The following is a 16,731-nucleotide window of genomic DNA, read 5'->3' on the forward strand; positions in this document are numbered from 1 at the left end:
GTCGTGAAACCGGGCATCCGGGAGCCATATGTGTCAGTTGCAATCCCTTGGGCCTGCGCCCCGGGGATCAGGCCTCGGCGGGAGCTTCGGCCGGGGCCTCGGCGGGAGCCTCGGCGGGCTCCTCCCCCTCGGCGGAGTTCTGCGAGCGGCCCGGGTTGGCCTTCGCGTCCGCCTTGCGGGCCGCCTGGGCCTCGCGGGCCTCGGCCATCGCCTCGGTCTTCTTCTTGTGCGGACCGAGAACCATGATCATGTTTCGGCCGTCCTGCTTCGGGTTCGACTCGATGAACCCAAGGTCCTCGACGTCCGAAGCGAGGCGCTGCAGCAGTCGGAAGCCCAGCTCGGGGCGGGACTGCTCGCGACCACGGAACATGATCGTGATCTTGACCTTGTCGCCCTGCTTGAGGAACCGGACGACGTGACCCTTCTTGGTGTCATAGTCGTGCGGGTCGATCTTCGGCCGGAGCTTCATCTCCTTGATGACCGTGTGCGCCTGGTTCTTGCGCGCTTCACGGGCCTTCATGGCCGACTCGTACTTGAACTTCCCGTAGTCCATGAGCTTGCACACGGGCGGACGGGCGTTCGCCGCGACCTCAACCAGGTCGAGGTCGTACTCCTGCGCAAGCTCCAGGGCCTTGGCAAGCGGAACAATCCCGACCTGCTCGCCGCTGGGACCGACAAGTCGCACCTCGGGAACGCGAATCCGGTCGTTGATGCGGGGCTCGGCGCTGATGGATCCTCCTCGGTAGCACCACGCGACCGTCTGGCGGACAGCCGCGTTACGTCTGTTAACTGGACCAACCGCGCGGAGCCATAAAAAATGCCCCGACCGATCACTGAGGGGCTCCATGTACTACCGGAGCACCTCCGCGGTGATCGCGGGGCGCACATCGGGCGACCCGAAGCCTCGGGGACTTCGGCCGCCTGACCGGTGACCCGCCGCTCCGGGGAGCGGTCAGGTGGGAGAACGGAGCCTCCACTTGTGGGCCGGAACCTTGCGCTGACACGCGGGTATCCAGCCGGTCGTTACACAAGGTTAGCAGCTCCCCGGGGGTGGGGCGAACCACTGTGCGCAACGACTCCCGCGGCTCGGGCGGTCCGGCGCTCGGCTTATCGTGTGGGACATGAGCGACACGACCCCCACCCCCGAGTCCGCGGCCCCCGGGCCCGACTCCCCCGACTTCGACACCCTGACCCGTGACATCGCGGACGTCCCCGCGGTCGAGGTGATCACCACGGTGGCGGTCCACCTGATGAGCGCCGCCGCGGTGAACCTCGGTCTCGCCGAGGGCGGCGAGGGCCACAAGGACCTGGACGAGGCCCGGAAGCTGATCCACTCGCTGGCCGGCCTGCTCGACGCGAGCGCCACGGAGGTCAGCTCGTTCCACGCGGCTCCGCTGCGCGACGGCCTGAAGTCGCTGCAGCTGGCGTTCCGCGAGGCGTCGGTGGTGCCGGACGAGCCCGGTCAGGGCCCCGGCGAGAAGTACACGGGCCCGGTCTTCGGCTGAGCGGTCCGAGTACGGGGCTCACACCGTACGTACGTAGAGGGGCTCGCCCGGTGGCGTCGCCTCGGCCGGCAGGAGTGCCAGGTCGAGGCCGCGCACCAGGCGGGCCCTCAGTGTTTCGTCGGCGGCGATCCGCCGGGCCACGCGCTGGGCGGCCTCCGCCTGGTCGGCGGCGGGGTCGAGGACGAGGGCGAGGGTGCCGTCCGCGCTGCCGGGGCCGAGGTGGGCGCGGAGCACGGCGGGCTCGGCGGCGACGGCGGCACGGACCGCGTCGGTGACGGCGGGGTCGGCGAGCGGGTCGGCGCTGGCGCGGCCCTCGGCGAGGGCGAGCAGCGCGGAGCGGCCGAGTTCGTAGGGGACCGGCCCGGCGAGGTCGAGGACGATGGTGTCGGCCTGCTCGTGGGCTGCGGCCTGGAGCGCCTGGTGGAGCGGTACGGCGACGGGGCGGGCGGCCGGGTCCCACAGCGCGAGGGCCTCGATGGAGGTGAACGCGGGCAGCGCCTTGCGGTCACCGGCCTTGAGGGTGGGGACGGCCATGTCGCTGGTCTTCTCGCGGCGCAGCCCGTTCTCGTCCTCCTCGACCTCGCCGAGCACGGCGACGACCGGCACGAGGAGCCGGGCCCCGGCGAGTGCCTCCAGGACGGGCCCGTGGGCCGTACGGTCCGCGGCCCAGCCGGCGAGCGCGGCGGCCAGCCGGGGATCGGCGGTCCCGTCGTCGTCGGAGAAGCCGGGGTCGGGAATGTTCTTGTTCGCCGCGTTCGCCATGTTCACCACGGTGTCGACCCTACAGAGTGACCGTGCGGCCGGATCAGGCGCGTCGGGAGGTCCCGGGCCTGGTGCGCCAGAGGTGGACGGCCAGGGCCAGGAGGCCGATGCCGAGGGCGCCGGCCGCGGGGCCCACCCAGCCCGCGGGGCCGTCGTCGGACGCTGTCGCGTCGGGACCGCTGCCGAAGTACTTCGTGCCGTACGTCGCCGTGCGCTGGTCCTGCGGCTTGGTCCGCCCTGCGCGGTCCAGTGCGGCCGCCGGGTCGATGAGTCCGAAGCCCCGGGAGTCGTCACGGCCGCCGGAAGGTGCGTCGCGGGCTGTGTCCTCCAGGATCTCCTTGATCTGCGCGGGCTTCAGGGCGGGGTGCGCGGCGCGGATCAGGGCGACGGCGCCCGACACGAAGGCGGAGGCGGCGCTGGTGCCCCAGCCTTCGTAGTACTTGCGGTCGGGGTCGGCGATGACGATGTCGTCGCCTGGCGCGGCGACGGTGGCGTACCAGCGGCGGGTGGAGAAGGAGGCGCGGGCTCCGTTCTCGTCGACGGCCGTCGCGGCGATCACGCCGGGGTAGGCGGCGGGGTAGGAGATGTGGTCGCCGCGTTCACCGCCGTTGCCAGCGGAGGCGACGACGGCGACGCCCTTCTTCAGGGCGTACTGGACGGCGGCGTCCTCGGCGGGTTCGGGGTGGGCGGACTTGGAGTCGTCGCCGAGGGAGAGGTTGATGACGTCCGCGCCGTGGTCCGCGGCCCAGCGGATGCCTTCGGCGAGGGCGTTGCCGCGGGTGTTGCGGGCCTTCTTGCGGGCGGGGTCGCCGTCTTCGAGGATCACCCGGACCGGCAGGATCTTGGCCTCGGGCGCGACGCCGAGCACACCGTCCGCGCGGCCCTCCCCGTGTCCGTGGCCCGCGATGATGCCGGCCATGGCGGTGCCGTGCCTGGCCCAGGGGCGGTCGCCGCGGCCCGCGCCGAAGCCGACCATGTCCGTGCCTTCGAGGACGTTGCCCTCCAGGTCGGGGTGCTCGGCGTCTATGCCGGTGTCCAGGACGGCGACGGTGATGCCCCGGCCCTTCGTGGTCTGCCAGGCCTGGCTGGTGTGCAGGGCGTCGAGGGCCCACTGCTGGGCGCGGATGCCGTCGTCGGCGTGGGCGGTGGCGGCGGTGAGGGGTACGAGGGCGAGGGCGGCGGCGAGCCCCGCCGCGACCGTGCGCCGTCCGCCGGTCCCCCTCCTCACGCTCCTCACGCTCCTCACGAGGACTTCTCCGCGGCCGCGATGGTCTTGCGCAGGCCCCGTTCGACGCGGTCGGCGATGCCTTTCGCCTCGTGGCCGAGGCCGGACTGGGCCGGTGCGGACGTGGTGTTGCTGCCCATGGCCTCGGTGGCGGGCTCGGGGTCCGTGACGGCGCGGCCGTCGGCGAATCCGGAGACGGCGTACGCGACGACGGGCGCGTCCGGCAGCACGGACATGGTCCAGGACGCCCGCTGCGCGTCGCCGAAGCCTTCGGCGGCGGTGCCCTTGGCGGCGTAGGCGCGGGGCATGAGGTCGGGGCGCCGGTCTAGGCCCTCCTCCGTGAAACGGTTCCGCAGTGTCTGCATGGCGTCGGCGTCGGCCTTGGTGAACAGCAGGCCGACGGTGGTGACGTGGCTGCGGGTCGCGTCCGCGTAGGTGGCGCGGAGCAGGCGCAGGCAGCCGACCGGTGCGAGCACCTTGCTCAGGAGCGGGTCGAAGGCGTCCGTGCAGCCGCTGTCCGGGGCGACGGCGATACGGGTCCAGGAGCGGTCGGCGCCGCCGGGGCCCGCACCCTCGCCCTTGAGCTCGGGCGGGAAGAGCCGGTCGACGGGGACACTGTGCCAGAGGGCGCCGGTGACGGTGTACGCGCTGCGTGTGGTGCCGCCCGCCACGGACTCGCCGGTCAGCCAACTCCCGGTCGCCGCCCCGCCGATGAGACCGAGTCCGAGCACGGCACAGGCGACGGCGGCGGCCGCGCGGGGGCGGGCCCAGGTGCCGATGGGGCGCAGCCGGGTGGTGGTGTCGTCGTACACGGCGGGCCGCGCGAACGACACGAAGGGCCGTCCGGCGTCGGGCCCCGGTGACAGATCGACGGCCCCGACGGCCCGCCGCGCTGCGGTGGCCCGGGTGGACGTCCCGCCGTCGCGCCGCGTGGTCGACTCGTCGGGAACGGGTCGCAGTCGAGTGGCCTCCTCACGCGACACGTCCGACACGGGGCGCGGCCGGATGGCCGGCACGGTGTCGGGCCGCCCGGGAAGCACCGGCCCCGGGTCCTCGCCGACGGCCGACACGTCGGGCCGGCGGGCCTGTTGCCGCTTGATCTGCCTGGGCGGGGCGGTCGGCGACGCGGGGGCCTTGGCCACGGCCGTGGGCGGCTCGATCGGCGGCTGACTGTCGTCGGCCCGTGTACGTGACGTGGCCGGGGCCCGCCCGGTCGGCGGCGGGGCGTTGTCAGTCCGTGTACGTGACGCGGCCGTGGGCGGCTCGGTCGGCAGCGGCGGGACGTCGTCGGCCCGCGAAGGCGCGGTGGCCGTCGACGGCTCGGCCTGCGGCGGGGTGGCGTCGGCTCCTGTACGTGACGTGGTCGTGGGGGGCGGTGCGGCCGGGGTCGGAGGGACGCCGGGGCGCGGGGAAGCGGCTCGCTCATCGAGCGGGGACTCATCGACCGGAGCCGCACCGCTCACTCCGCGCCCGCGGGACGCGGGCGGTGTGGTCGGCTGTGGGGGCACGCCGTCGGGGCCGCGCGTCGCGGAGGTGCGCGGCGGGGCGTCGGGCAGGCGGGCCGAGGACGGCGGGGGCGGGAGGGGGGCCGTCGCGCCGGAGGCCTCCCGTTCCGCGCGGGCCTTCTCGAAGGGGGCCAGCAAGTCGTGGATGCGCGCCGCGCGGGCGGACTCCGACTCGCGGCGGGAGGGTGCGAGCACCCAGTCCTGGTCGACGGGCGGCGGGACGTCGGGAAAGCGGGCGGACGCCGCAGGCGGCGGCTCGGCTGCCTCGTCGGACTGGTCCGTGACTGGATCCGACCGGTCCACGGAAGGGGCCGTCGGTGTCACGGAGGGAGCCGACGGAGTCTCGGGGCGAGCCGATGACGCGGACGAGCCGGGTGACGGAGCCGACAGGCGGGCCGACGGGGCCTCGGGACGGGCCCGTGGCGTCGACGGCCGGGGCGGCGGAGCCGTGGCGCCGGGTGGCGGCGTCGACGGGCGGGGCGGCGCGGTGGGGCGTGGGGGGACGGGGGTGCCAGGCGCCTCCGTGCTCATGCTCCCCCCGTTTCCTCGCGCTCGGCCGGCCGGAGCGCTCGGCGGGCGAGGCTCCGTGCGCACCGCTCGGCCAGGCTCCGTGCGCGTCACTCTACGGGCAGACACGGGACGTACGGGAACTCGGTCCGCACCCCCGGGCGATCTGCCCGGATCATCCCCCTACCCTCCGGTAATCGTGTCTGGCAGGCTTCGCCCATGACTGCCCGTGCCGCAGACCGTGCCGCCCACCGCGCCACCGACCGGGCCCGTTACGACCGGGCCACCGCACACCTCGACGCCCCTGTCGCCCTCGTCGATCTGGACGCCTTCGACGCCAATGCCGATGATCTGGTGCGGCGGGCCGGGGGCAAGCCGATCCGGGTCGCGAGCAAGTCCGTGCGCTGCCGCGCCCTGCTCGAACGGGTCCTGGCCCGCGACGGTTTCGCCGGGGTCATGTCGTTCACGCTCAAGGAGTCGCTGTGGCTGGCCCGCTCCGGCTTCGACGACGTGCTGCTCGCCTACCCCTCGGCGGACCGTGCCGGGTTCGCGGAGCTCACCGGAGACCCGGGGCTCGCGGCGTCGGTGACCGTGATGGTCGACGACCCGGCCCAGCTGCGGCTGATCGACGAGGCAAGGGACGGCGGGACCGAGGTGGTGCGGGTCTGTCTGGAACTGGACACCTCGTTCAAGGCGCTCGGCGGCAAGGTGCGGATCGGCGCGCTCCGCTCGCCGCTGCACTCGCCCGTGCAGGTCGCCGCGTTGGCCCGCGCCGTCGAACGGCGCCCCGGCTTCCGGCTGGTGGGCGTCATGGCGTACGAGGGACATGTCGCGGGCGTGGGCGACGCGGTCGAGGGGCATCCGGCGCGCTCGCGTGCGGTCCGCATGATGCAGAGCGCGGCCCGCAAGGAGCTCGCCGCACGCCGCGCGGAGACGATCGCCGCGGTGCGGGCGGTCGCGCCGGACCTGGAGTTCGTGAACGGCGGCGGCACCGGCAGCGTGCAGCACACCGCGGCGGAACGCGCGGTCACGGAGATCGCCGCGGGTTCGGGGCTCTTCGTGCCGCGGCTCTTCGACAACTACACGTCGTTCAGCGGGCGTCCGGCCGCGCTGTTCGCGCAGCCGGTGGTGCGGCGGCCCGGTCCGGGGACCGTGACGGTGCTCGGCGGCGGCTACCCGGCGTCGGGCGTCGCGGGCACGGACCGCTCGCCGGAGCCGTATCTCCCCGAAGGGCTGCGGTACGACGCGCAGGAAGGGGCGGGCGAGGTGCAGACACCGTTGCACGGGCCGTCGGCGGACGACCTGCGGATCGGCGACAAGGTGTGGTTCCGGCACGCCAAGGCCGGGGAACTGTGCGAGCGGTTCGACACCCTGCACCTGGTCGAGGGCGACCGGGTGACGGGGAGCGTCCCGACGTACCGCGGCGAGGGCCATACGTTCCTCTGAACGCAGCCCCGGACCCACCGGTCCTGCGGCCACGTACCCGCTACGGCGTCGGCTCGACGTCGTTGCCCACGCCGCCGCCCGTCGCGCTGTCGTCGACCGAGCGGATCCCGTCGGTGATCTCGTCGAAGACGGAGACGGGCGGCGCGCCGTCGCCCGCGCCGACGTTGAAGCGGACCATGACCATCGACTCGGAGCCGACGCTCGACGCGAAGGACAGCGACTGGACGTAGCCGCCGTCGCCCTTCGCCGTGTGGACGCGCCAGCGCACGAAGTATCCGGTGCGGCCCGCGACCGCGACCTGCCCTTCCTTGACCTTTTCGTGGCGGGTGATGCCACCGTAGGGCTGCTGGTCCAGCTTGTCCTTGTCGTAGGCGGCGTCCGCCGCGTCCTTGATGTCGCCGAGGGCGAGGGCCTTGGGGTCCGTCTCGTCCGTGCCCGTCACGGTGGTCGAGGTGACGGTGCCCTCGCGGCAGAGCCCGGAGTCGCCGGGGCAGTCGACGATGTCCGGGGTCTGGATGGTCGCGCCGCTGCCGAAGGAGTCGTCGTCCTTCTCCCAGCCCTCGGGCACGGGGAGCGTGATGCCGTTGAGGTCGTCGACGAGGGTGTCCGGGTCGGGGTCGGTGGTCGGCGACGTCGACTCCTCCGTCGCCGAGGCGACCGGCTCCGGGCCGTCCTTCGCGGACGTGCTCGGCGCCGGTGTGCCGCCCTGCGGGTCGTCGTCGCCCCCGGTGAGGGTGACGGCGCCCGCGACGATGGCTCCGACGAGGACGACCCCGGCGACGCCCAGCGTGACAGCCTTCGCCCGGCCTCCACCGCCGCCCGACGCCACCGGCATGACCGACGTCGTGACCTGCGGCGGCCCGAACCCCTGCTGTGCCGGGGCGGTTTGGGCGTACTCGGGTGTCCGCCGGTGCTCGGTCCACGCGGAACCGTCCCACCAGCGCTCGACGGACGGCTGGTGCGGATCCGGGTACCAGCCGGGCGGGGTCGGCGGGGTCGACATGCTCATCCCGGCACTCTAAGACGTGCCGCGAAGATCGGTACACCGAGTCCGGTCAGTACGCCGAGTCCTGCTGGTCCGGCACCACCGAACCGTCCTCGCGCAGCACGGGCCCCTTGCTCCCGTCGTGCTCGTTGTACGCGGCGGTCGAGCACGGGTACGTGCCCTCCTTCCGCGGGAGCGGCTCGATGAACATGGGGTTCACGACCCAGCGGCCGTCCGCGTTGTCGTACGCCCGGCACATGAACTCGCTCTTGTTGCGGTTCACGACGAGGTGCGCGCCCGTGGCGTCGCCGACGAACGTCACGTCCGTGTCCGCGTCGCCGCCGCCGAGGGCGATGCGGTGCCCGAAGTCCTGCTTGTCCCAGGCCTTCTTGCCCTTGATCTTGAAGATCTCCTGGTTGATCCAGCAGCGCTTGCCGTCGATGTAGGGGATGGCCTCGCCCTTGTTGACGGGGACGCCGCCGCAGCCCTGGTTCCAGGTGGTGATGCGGCCCTTGCGGTCGAGGACCGAGCGGATGGCGACCGTGTGCTCGCGGTCGACGCCGACGCTCTTCGACCACACCTCGGCGACCGGCTCGGAGCCCGCCGAGACGATGTAGACGTCGAAGCCGGCCTTCTTGAGGGTGCGGATCAGGTCGCGCTGCTGGTCGTAGTAGCGGACGTAACCGGGGATCTCGTGCGTGCCGACGGTCTGCGTCGCGCCGATGGGCGCGGCGAGCGCCTCCTTGCGGGCCTTCGCGGCGTACGACCTCAGCTCCGGGACGGTGTGCCCGGCGAAGAGCTGCGGCACCCAGGCGTACTGCGGGACGGTGTGCCGGTGGTCCCACTCCCCCGCGAACGCGGCGGCGCCGCTCATCGTCTTCCCGTCCTCGCGGACCTCGAAGATCTCGTCGGCGCAGGCGGCGTTCCTGGAGGTGGGCAGCGGCTTGCCGACGGGCACCTTCGTGCCGCACGCCTCGGTGAGCGCGCGGTCCGCCTCGTCGGTCATCCACTTGCTGGTGGACTTCCAGCTCTTGGGGCGCAGGATCTTGTCGTGCCGCAGCGACCAGGCGATGGTCGCGTCCGTGACGTCGTTCTTCGTGATGGTGTTGTCCCAGTCGAACGCGGCGACCGGGCGCTTGTTCCTGCCGTGACCCAGGTCCGGGTTCGCGCAGGTGCCGCGCTCGTCGATGGTCCGCTGGAGCTTGGCGCGGTTGTTCCCGTACCACTCCAGCTTCTTCGACAGCTGCGGGCAGTCGCCGCCCGTGGCACGGGAGTTCGTGGGGTGCGCGGCCGTGGCGGCGGCCGCGGGGAGTGCTGCGGGCACGGCCGCCAGGGTGGCGGCCGCGGCCAGGGTCAGCGCCAAAATGTTTCTGTTACGCATGTGAGTGGACCGTACATCAGTCCTACGAGCCTGACGATGCCGTCGGCGTCCCGTACACCGTGTCCCTCTGATCGGGGATCACGGAGCCGTCCGTACGGCGCACCGGGCCCTGTCCGCCGTCCCGTTCGGTGTATCCGGTGGAGGCGCAGGGGTAGGGCTCGGCCTTCCGGCCCTTCGGCTCGATGAACATGGGGTTCACCAGCCAGCGTCCGTCACCGTTCTCGTAGGCGCGGCACATCAGTTCGTTCTTGTTGCGGTTCAGGACGAGCCTGAGGCCGGTGGCGTCGCGCAGGAAGGAGATGTCCGTGTCGGAGTCGCCCGCCGCGAACACCTGGCGCTTCGCCGCCGGTTGGACCTTCTCGGCCGCGGCGCCGCGCACACCGAGGATCTCCTTGTTGATCCAGCAGCGCTTGCCCTCGATGTACGTGATCATCGAGTCGTCGCCGTCCCGTACGGTGCCGCAGCCCTTGAGGTGGGCGGTCAGCTTCCCGCGCGCGGTGACGTTGCGGATGCCGAGGGTGTGGCGGGCGTCGATGCCCACGGCACGCCCCCACACCTCGGCGACCGGCTCGGGTGAAGCGGAGACGATGTGGACGTCGAAGCCCGCCTTCTTGAGGGTGCGGATCAGGTCGCGCTGCTGGTCGTAGTAGCGCACCCAGCCGGTGACCCGGTGACTGCCGACCTTCTGCTCCGCCCCGACCGGGGCGGCGAGGTTCTCCTTGCGGGCGGCGGCCGCGAACTGCTGCACCTGGCGCGTGGACCAGCCGCGGGTGAGCTGGGCGAGCCAGGCGTACTGCGGTTCCATGCGGCGGTGGTCGAAGCCGGCGAAGGCCGCCTCGCCGGAGGTGGTGGCGCCCTCGGTGTAGACGGAGAGGATCTCGTCGGCGCAGGCGGTGTCGCGGTGGGTGGGCAGGGTGGCGCGGGTGGCCGGGCAGGCCTGGGCGAGGGTCTTGGCCGCGGTGGTGGTGAGGTAGCGGCTCGTGGTGTGCCAGTCGCCGCGCTCGGGCGTGCGGATCTTGCCGTTCCGCAGCAGCCAGAACATGGTGGCGTCGCCGATGTCGTTCTTGATGACGGTGTTGTCCCAGTCGAAGGTGGCGACGGGCTTGGTGCCGCCCTTGTGCCGCTGGGGCCCGCAGTGGCCGTACGTGTCGATCATGCGCTGGAGCCGCGCTCTGTTCTTGCCGTACCAGCCCGCGGAGACGGTGAGTGTGGGGCACTTCTCGGCCTTCGGCCGGGCGTCCTGCGTGGCTTCGGCGGTGGCCTGGACGCCGAGGAGGCCCGCCCCCGCGACGGCGAGCACGGCGGCTGCGGCGGTGCAGCGGCGCTTGAGGTTCATGTACACGCTCCCATGTCTACGCAGGTCAGCCGGGCGTCGTGCGACGCCCGGCTGACGGGTGGGTGGCTGCTGGGTGAACGGCGCGGACGCTGGAGGCGCCTACAGCGGCGTGACGTACGCCCCCGTGAGGCCACCGTCGACGAGGAAGTCCGTCGCGTTCACGAACGAGGAGTCGTCACTGGCGAGGAACGCCACCGCGGACGCCATCTCCTCGGCCTCGGCGAAGCGGCCGACGGGGATGTGCACGAGGCGGCGGGCGGCGCGTTCGGGGTCCTTGGCGAACAGTTCCTGGAGGAGCGGCGTGTTGACCGGTCCCGGGCAGAGCGCGTTGACGCGGATGCCCTCGCGGGCGAACTGCACGCCGAGCTCGCGGGACATGGCGAGGACGCCGCCCTTGGAAGCGGTGTACGAGATCTGCGAGGTCGCCGCACCCATCCGCGCCACGAACGACGCGGTGTTGATGATGGAGCCCTTGCCCTGGCGGCGCATGTAGGGGATGGCGGCCTTGCAGCACAGGTACACGGAGGTGAGGTTGACGTCCTGGACGCGCTTCCAGGCCTCCAGGCCGGTGTCCAGGATGGAGTCGTCGTCGGGCGGCGAGATGCCCGCATTGTTGAACGCGATGTCGACGGAGCCGTAGGTGTCGAAGGCGGTCTTGAACAGGGCCTCGACCTGCTCGGCGTCGGTGACGTCGACCTTCACGAACGTCCCGCCGACCTCGTCGGCGACCGCCTTGCCCGCGGTCTCGTCGATGTCGCCGCAGACGACGTTGGCGCCCTCGGAGGCCAGGCGGCGCGCGGTGGCGAGGCCGATGCCGCTGCCGGCGCCGGTGATGACGGCGGTACGGCCCACGAGGCGGCGGCAGATGTTCTCGGTCATGGGTTCAGGCCTCCGTGCTGATGAAGACGTTCTTGGTCTCGGTGAATGCGGTGAGTGCGTCGGGGCCGAGTTCACGGCCGAGCCCGGACTGCTTGTAGCCCCCGAACGGGGTCCAATAGCGCACGCTGGAGTGCGAGTTGACGGACAGGTTGCCTGCCCTGACCGCTCCGGACACGCGCAGGGCGCGGCCGACGTCACGCGTCCAGATGGAGCCCGAAAGGCCGTGGTCGGTGGCGTTGGCGAGGCGGATCGCGTCGGCCTCGTCGTCGAAGGGGATGACGACGGCGACGGGCCCGAAGACCTCCTCCGTGGCCACCGGCGACTCGGGGTCGACGTCGGTGAGCAGGGTCGGCGGGAACCAGAAGCCGGGACCGTCGGGCGCCGTCCCGTGGATGCCGTCGCCGGGGGTGACGTAGGAGCGCACGCGGTCCAGCTGGGTCCGGGAGATCAGCGGGCCCATCTGCGTCTTCTCGTCGGACGGGTCGCCCACGACGATGGACTCGACGGCGGGCGCGACGAGCTCCAGGAACCGGTCGTACACCGGGCGCTGCACGAGGACGCGGGTGCGGGCGCAGCAGTCCTGGCCGGAGTTGTCCAGGTACGACATGGGGGCGGCGAGGGCCGCCGCTTCCACGTCGGCGTCCGCGAACACGATGTTGGGGCTCTTGCCGCCGAGTTCGAGGGTCAGGCGCTTCACGCGGTCGGCGCACCTGGCCATGATCTGTTTGCCGACGCGCGTGGAGCCGGTGAAGACGATCTTGGCGACGCCCGGGTGCTCGACGAGCGCGTCGCCCGCGACGGCGCCCTCGCCGGGCAGGACCTGGAAGAGGTCTTCGGGCAGGCCCGCTTCGAGGGCGAGTTCGGCGAGGCGGAGCGCGGTGAGCGGGGTCGTCTCGGCGGGTTTGAGGATCACCGCGTTGCCCGCAGCGAGGGCGGGGGCGGTGCCCCAGGCTGCGATCGGCATCGGGAAGTTCCAGGGGGCGATGACGCCGACGACGCCGAGGGGTTCGAGGACGGTGACGTTCAGGCCGCCGGGGACGGGGATCTGGCGGCCGTTGAGGCGTTCCGCTCCCCCGGCGGCGTAGTCGAACAGGTCGCGGACGTTGCCGGCTTCCCAGCGGGCGTTGCCGATGAGGTGGCCCGCCTCGCGGACCTCCAACCGGGCGAGTTCCTCGATGTGTCGGTCGACGGTGACGGCGAAGCGGCGCAGGAGGCGTGCGCGGTCGGCGGGGGCGGTGGCCGCCCACTTCTCCTGGGCCCTTGCGGCCCGTGCGACGGCGGCGTCGACGTCCTGCGCGGTGGCGGCCGGGACGGACGCGACGACCTCTTCGGTCGCCGGGTTGAGTACCTGCAGCAAGTCGTTCCTCACATGCGTTCGAAGGAGCGGCGGAGCTCCCAGTCGGTCACCGCGGAGTCGAAGGCCTGCAGCTCGACCCGCGCCATGTTGCGGTAGTGCGCGACCACCTCGTCGCCGAAGGCGGCCTTGGCGATGGGGCTGTTCTCCCAGAGCTCGGCGGCCTCGCGCAGGGTGGTGGGGACGTGCTCGTACTCGCCGGTGTAGGCGTTGCCGGTGCACTCCTCGGGCAGTTCGAGCTTCTGCTCCACGCCCCACAGACCGGCGGCGACGAGGCCCGCGACGGCGAGGTGCGGGTTGACGTCTCCGCCGGGCAGCCGGTTCTCGAACCGCATCGAGCGGCCGTGGCCGACGACACGGAGCGCGCAGGTGCGGTTGTCGTGGCCCCAGGCGGCGGCGGTCGGCGCGAACGTGCCGGGCTGGAACCGCTTGTAGGAGTTGATGTTGGGCGCGTAGAGGAGGGAGAAGTCGCGGAGCGCGGCGAGCTGGCCCGCGAGGAAGTGCCGCATGAGGGGCGACATGCCGCCGGGGTCGTCCGCGGAGCCCGCCATGACGTTGGTGCCTTCGGCGTCCTGCAGCGAGAGGTGGATGTGACAGGAGTTGCCCTCGCGCTCGTTGAACTTGGCCATGAAGGTGAGGGAGACGCCTTCCTGGGCTGCGATCTCCTTGGCGCCGGTCTTGTAGATGGCGTGCTGGTCGCAGGTGACGAGGGCCTCGTCGTACTTGAACACGATCTCGTGCTGGCCGGGGTTGCACTCGCCCTTGGCCGACTCGACGGTGAGTCCGGCGGCGGCCATGTCGTTGCGGATGCGGCGCAGCAGGGGTTCGATGCGGCCGGTGCCGAGGACGGAGTAGTCGATGTTGTACTGGTTGGCGGGCGTGAGGTCCTTGTACCCGGCGTCCCAGGCCTGTTCGTAGGTGTCCTTGAAGACGATGAATTCGAGCTCCGTGCCGACGTGCGCGGTGTAGCCGAGCTCCGCGAGGCGCTCCAGCTGGCGGCGCAGTATCTGCCGGGGCGCGGCGACCACGGGCGTGGAGTCGTTCCAGGCGAGGTCCGCGATGAGCATCGCGGTGCCCTCGTTCCAGGGGACCCGGCGCAGGGTGGAGAGGTCGGCGTGCATGGCGAAGTCGCCGTATCCGCGGTCCCAGGAGGACATCGCGTAGCCGTCGACAGTGTTCATGTCGGCGTCGACGGCGAGGAGGTAGTTGCAGCCCTCCGTGCCGTGTTCCAGGACCTCGTCGAGGAAGAAGCGGGCGGCGAACCGCTTGCCCTGGAGCCGTCCCTGCATATCGGGGAAGGCCAGGACGACAGTGTCGATCTCACCGCTCGCGACGAGGGCCTTCAGCTCCTCGACGGCCAGCGGGGGTGTGCGGTCTGCCACGGGAAAAGCCTCCTTGGGTCAGCCGGGAGCCATAAGGTATTGCCGAGAACCATTGCTTGGGAAGGGGGTACGGAGATGTCGCACCCGGAAGAGGGCACGGCAACGCCCGCACCGGACGACGAGCGCCTGACGGCGGTGCTGCGTCCGGTGCGGGCGGGCAACGGCTTCGAGGAGGCCCTGGAGCAGATCCTCCAGGTCGTCCGCCTCGGCCTGGTGCCCGGCGGCGAACGCCTGCCGTCGGAACGGGAGCTGGCCGACCGCCTCGGCATCAGCAGGGTCACGCTGCGCGAGGTCCTGAAGGTGCTGCAGGACCAGGGCCTGGTCGAGTCGCGGCGCGGGCGGTACGGCGGCACGTTCGTGCGGCCGCGCCCCGAGGCGCAGGGCGAGGGCGAGCTGCGGCGCCGCATCAAGGACGTCGACGTCGAGGACGCGCTGCGCTTCCGCGAGGTCCTGGAGGTCGGCGCGGCAGGCCTGTGCGCGGCGCACGGCCTGACCGGCGAACAGGCGGACCGGCTGCGCACGGCGCTGACCCGGACGCACGACGCGCCCCTCGCCGAGTACCGGCGCCAGGACACGCTGCTGCACCTCACGCTCGCCGAGCTGTGCGGGTCGCCGACGCTCACCGCGCAGTACGCGGCGGTCCGCGCGACCGTCAACGACCTCCTGGACTGCATCCCGCTGCTCGTACGGAACCTGGAGCACTCGCAGCGGCAGCACACGGCGCTCGTCGAGGCGGTGCTCGACGGGGACGCGGACGGCGCGCGGGAAATGATGCGGGAGCACTGCTCGGGGACGGCGGCGCTGCTGCGCGGGTTCCTGACGTGAGGGGCGCGTCCTGAGGTGAGGGGCGTGTCCCGGCGTACGGCTGCGTGAGACGCGATTAACCGTCGCGTAACGCAGGGGTCTTGCTTTCTCGCACCCGGCACGGCAAAGGTATGCATCCGTTCCATTGAGTCACCGAGCCCGCCGAGTCGCAGTGCCGCCGCAGAGGAGCCGCGCCATGACGATGGACCCCACCCCACCCAACCCAGCACCGGCCGAGCCCGCGGACGACTATCTGGAACGCAGGACGCTGCGCCGGGGCAGCGCGGGCTGGCTGCTGCTCACCGGCCTCGGCGTCGCCTACGTCGTCTCCGGCGACTACTCGGGGTGGAACTTCGGCCTCGCGGAGGGCGGCTTCGGCGGCCTCGGAATCGCCATGGCGCTCATGGGCGTGATGTACGCGTGCATGGTCTTCTCGCTCGCCGAGCTCTCGTCCGTCCTGCCGACGGCGGGCGGCGGCTACGGCTTCGCGCGGCGGGCGCTCGGCCCGTGGGGCGGCTTCCTGACCGGTACGGCGATCCTCATCGAGTACATCCTGGCGCCGGCCGCGATCTCCATCTTCATCGGTGACTACGTGGAGTCGCTCGGGCTCTTCGGCCTCAGCTCCGGCTGGCCGGTCCATCTGGCCTGCTTCGTGATCTTCATCGGCATCCACCTGTGGGGCGTCGGCGAGGCTCTGCGGTTCAGCTTCGTCGTCACCGGCATCGCGGTGGCCGCGCTGCTGGTCTTCGCGGTCGGCGCGTTCATGGACTTCGACGCGTCGAAGCTGAACGACATCCCCGTGGACGCGGACGCCTTCGGCGCCAACTCGTGGCTGCCGATGGGCCTGCTGGGCATCTGGGCGGCGTTCCCGTTCGGCATGTGGTTCTTCCTGGGCGTGGAGGGCGTACCGCTGGCCGCCGAGGAGACCAAGGACCCGGCGCGCACCCTGCCCCGCGCGATCCGCTGGTCGATGGCCATCCTCGTCGTCCTCGCGCTCCTGACCTTCTTCGCCTCGTCCGGCGCGCGGGGCGCGAACGCGATCCAGGACGCGGGCAACCCGCTGGTGGAGGCGTTGCAGCCGGACGGCGAGGCGACGGCGCTCAGCCGCATCGTCAACTACGCGGGCCTCGCGGGCCTGGTCGCCTCCTTCTTCTCCCTCATCTACGCGGGCTCGCGCCAGCTCTTCGCGCTCTCCCGCGCCGGCTACCTGCCCCGCTTCCTCTCGCTCACCAGCAGCCGCAAGGCCCCCTACCTGGGCCTGCTCGTCCCGGGCGCGATCGGGTTCGGCCTGGCCGCGGCGACGGGGGACGGCGCGCGCATGCTGAACGTCGCGGTGTTCGGCGCGACCATCTCGTACGCCCTCATGTCCCTGTCGCACATCGTGCTGCGCCGCCGCGAGCCCGCCCTGGACCGCCCCTACCGCACCCCGGGCGGCATCCTCACCTCCTCCGTGGCGCTGGTCCTCGCCTGCGCGGCGCTGGTCGCGACATTCCTGGTGGACGTGACGGCGGCGCTCATCGCGCTCGGGGTGTACGTGGTCGCCCTCGCCTATTTCGGCGTCTACAGCCGCAAGCACCTGGTGGCGCGCGCACCGGAGGAGGAGTTCGCGGCGCTGGCGGCGGCCGAGGCAGAGTTGGAACGCAACTGATCACCACGACCT

14 protein-coding genes are annotated in these 16,731 nt (G+C 72.2%); 4 read left to right on the plus strand and 10 right to left on the minus strand.

What is annotated here, in order from left to right; all coding sequences use genetic code 11:
• Positions 1 to 67: 67 nt before the first annotated feature.
• Positions 68 to 730, minus strand: a complete 663-nt coding sequence (gene infC, locus DEJ47_RS06520) for a translation initiation factor IF-3 (protein WP_150175463.1) — start codon at positions 728 to 730, stop codon at positions 68 to 70.
• Positions 731 to 1,121: 391 nt separating this feature from the next.
• Here infC and DEJ47_RS06525 point away from each other — a divergent pair, with 391 nt between their 5' ends.
• A complete protein-coding gene (locus DEJ47_RS06525; RefSeq protein WP_150165814.1) occupies positions 1,122 to 1,505 on the plus strand; it encodes a DUF1844 domain-containing protein in 384 nt (127 codons plus the stop codon).
• Between the two features lie 18 nt (positions 1,506 to 1,523).
• Here DEJ47_RS06525 and DEJ47_RS06530 read toward each other — a convergent pair whose 3' ends face one another.
• Genes DEJ47_RS06530 through DEJ47_RS36780 form a run of 3 tightly spaced genes read right to left on the minus strand, consistent with a single transcriptional unit; the run spans position 1,524 to position 5,321 of the window.
• Positions 1,524 to 2,267 carry an SseB family protein gene (locus DEJ47_RS06530; RefSeq protein ID WP_150165815.1) on the minus strand — a complete coding sequence of 248 codons (744 nt, stop codon included), beginning with the start codon at positions 2,265 to 2,267 and terminating at the stop codon, positions 1,524 to 1,526.
• 43 nt (positions 2,268 to 2,310) lie between these two features.
• Positions 2,311 to 3,495, minus strand: coding sequence for a type VII secretion-associated serine protease mycosin (gene mycP / locus DEJ47_RS06535; RefSeq protein WP_161236940.1), 1,185 nt, complete (start codon positions 3,493 to 3,495; stop codon positions 2,311 to 2,313).
• A 14-nt stretch (positions 3,496 to 3,509) separates the two neighbouring features.
• Complete coding sequence (locus DEJ47_RS36780) at positions 3,510 to 5,321, minus strand: hypothetical protein (protein ID WP_317850784.1); 1,812 nt, start codon at positions 5,319 to 5,321, stop codon at positions 3,510 to 3,512.
• 402 nt (positions 5,322 to 5,723) lie between these two features.
• Between DEJ47_RS36780 and DEJ47_RS06545 the strand changes: the two genes are divergently transcribed.
• Positions 5,724 to 6,950 carry an amino acid deaminase/aldolase gene (locus DEJ47_RS06545; protein WP_150165819.1) on the plus strand — a complete coding sequence of 409 codons (1,227 nt, stop codon included), beginning with the start codon at positions 5,724 to 5,726 and terminating at the stop codon, positions 6,948 to 6,950.
• Positions 6,951 to 6,990: 40 nt separating this feature from the next.
• Here the strand turns inward: DEJ47_RS06545 and DEJ47_RS06550 are convergent, their stop codons facing one another.
• The 6 genes from DEJ47_RS06550 to DEJ47_RS06575 form a co-directional block, all read right to left on the minus strand.
• Positions 6,991 to 7,959 (minus strand): DUF2510 domain-containing protein, encoded by a 969-nt coding sequence (locus tag DEJ47_RS06550; RefSeq protein WP_223828255.1) that lies wholly within the window; start codon positions 7,957 to 7,959, stop codon positions 6,991 to 6,993.
• A 46-nt stretch (positions 7,960 to 8,005) separates the two neighbouring features.
• Positions 8,006 to 9,316: a haloacid dehalogenase-like hydrolase gene (locus DEJ47_RS06555; RefSeq protein ID WP_150165821.1), complete on the minus strand. Its 1,311-nt coding sequence runs from the start codon at positions 9,314 to 9,316 to the stop codon at positions 8,006 to 8,008.
• 22 nt (positions 9,317 to 9,338) lie between these two features.
• Positions 9,339 to 10,652 carry a haloacid dehalogenase-like hydrolase gene (locus DEJ47_RS06560; protein WP_150165822.1) on the minus strand — a complete coding sequence of 438 codons (1,314 nt, stop codon included), beginning with the start codon at positions 10,650 to 10,652 and terminating at the stop codon, positions 9,339 to 9,341.
• Positions 10,653 to 10,751: 99 nt separating this feature from the next.
• The gene (locus DEJ47_RS06565; RefSeq protein WP_150165824.1) at positions 10,752 to 11,531 is read right to left on the minus strand and encodes a 3-oxoacyl-ACP reductase; all 780 of its coding nucleotides are present in this window, start codon (positions 11,529 to 11,531) and stop codon (positions 10,752 to 10,754) included.
• A gap of 4 nt (positions 11,532 to 11,535) precedes the next feature.
• Positions 11,536 to 12,888 carry an aldehyde dehydrogenase family protein gene (locus DEJ47_RS06570; protein WP_190415295.1) on the minus strand — a complete coding sequence of 451 codons (1,353 nt, stop codon included), beginning with the start codon at positions 12,886 to 12,888 and terminating at the stop codon, positions 11,536 to 11,538.
• Between the two features lie 8 nt (positions 12,889 to 12,896).
• Positions 12,897 to 14,267 carry a glutamine synthetase family protein gene (locus tag DEJ47_RS06575; RefSeq protein ID WP_150165828.1) on the minus strand — a complete coding sequence of 457 codons (1,371 nt, stop codon included), beginning with the start codon at positions 14,265 to 14,267 and terminating at the stop codon, positions 12,897 to 12,899.
• Positions 14,268 to 14,342: 75 nt separating this feature from the next.
• Here DEJ47_RS06575 and DEJ47_RS06580 point away from each other — a divergent pair, with 75 nt between their 5' ends.
• On the plus strand, positions 14,343 to 15,092 hold the full coding sequence (locus DEJ47_RS06580) for a FadR/GntR family transcriptional regulator (RefSeq protein WP_150165830.1): 750 nt from the start codon (positions 14,343 to 14,345) through the stop codon (positions 15,090 to 15,092).
• Between the two features lie 175 nt (positions 15,093 to 15,267).
• Positions 15,268 to 16,719, plus strand: a complete 1,452-nt coding sequence (gene eat, locus DEJ47_RS06585; protein ID WP_190415297.1) for an ethanolamine permease — start codon at positions 15,268 to 15,270, stop codon at positions 16,717 to 16,719.
• Positions 16,720 to 16,731: the final 12 nt, after the last annotated feature.

This window comes from Streptomyces venezuelae, from assembly GCF_008642355.1.
Taxonomy (GTDB): Bacteria; Actinomycetota; Actinomycetes; order Streptomycetales; family Streptomycetaceae; genus Streptomyces; species Streptomyces venezuelae_B.

What these genes read in the sequence shown, in the direction of transcription:
- DEJ47_RS06525 (WP_150165814.1), top strand. Translation starts at nt 1,122, where the DNA reads ATGAGCGACACGACCCCCACCCCCGAGTCCGCGGCCCCCGGGCCCGAC.
- DEJ47_RS06530 (WP_150165815.1), bottom strand. Translation starts at nt 2,267, where the DNA reads ATGGCGAACGCGGCGAACAAGAACATTCCCGACCCCGGCTTCTCCGAC.
- DEJ47_RS06545 (WP_150165819.1), top strand. Translation starts at nt 5,724, where the DNA reads ATGACTGCCCGTGCCGCAGACCGTGCCGCCCACCGCGCCACCGACCGG.
- DEJ47_RS06550 (WP_223828255.1), bottom strand. Translation starts at nt 7,959, where the DNA reads ATGAGCATGTCGACCCCGCCGACCCCGCCCGGCTGGTACCCGGATCCG.
- DEJ47_RS06555 (WP_150165821.1), bottom strand. Translation starts at nt 9,316, where the DNA reads ATGCGTAACAGAAACATTTTGGCGCTGACCCTGGCCGCGGCCGCCACC.
- DEJ47_RS06560 (WP_150165822.1), bottom strand. Translation starts at nt 10,652, where the DNA reads ATGAACCTCAAGCGCCGCTGCACCGCCGCAGCCGCCGTGCTCGCCGTC.
- DEJ47_RS06565 (WP_150165824.1), bottom strand. Translation starts at nt 11,531, where the DNA reads ATGACCGAGAACATCTGCCGCCGCCTCGTGGGCCGTACCGCCGTCATC.
- DEJ47_RS06580 (WP_150165830.1), top strand. Translation starts at nt 14,343, where the DNA reads ATGTCGCACCCGGAAGAGGGCACGGCAACGCCCGCACCGGACGACGAG.
- eat (WP_190415297.1), top strand. Translation starts at nt 15,268, where the DNA reads ATGACGATGGACCCCACCCCACCCAACCCAGCACCGGCCGAGCCCGCG.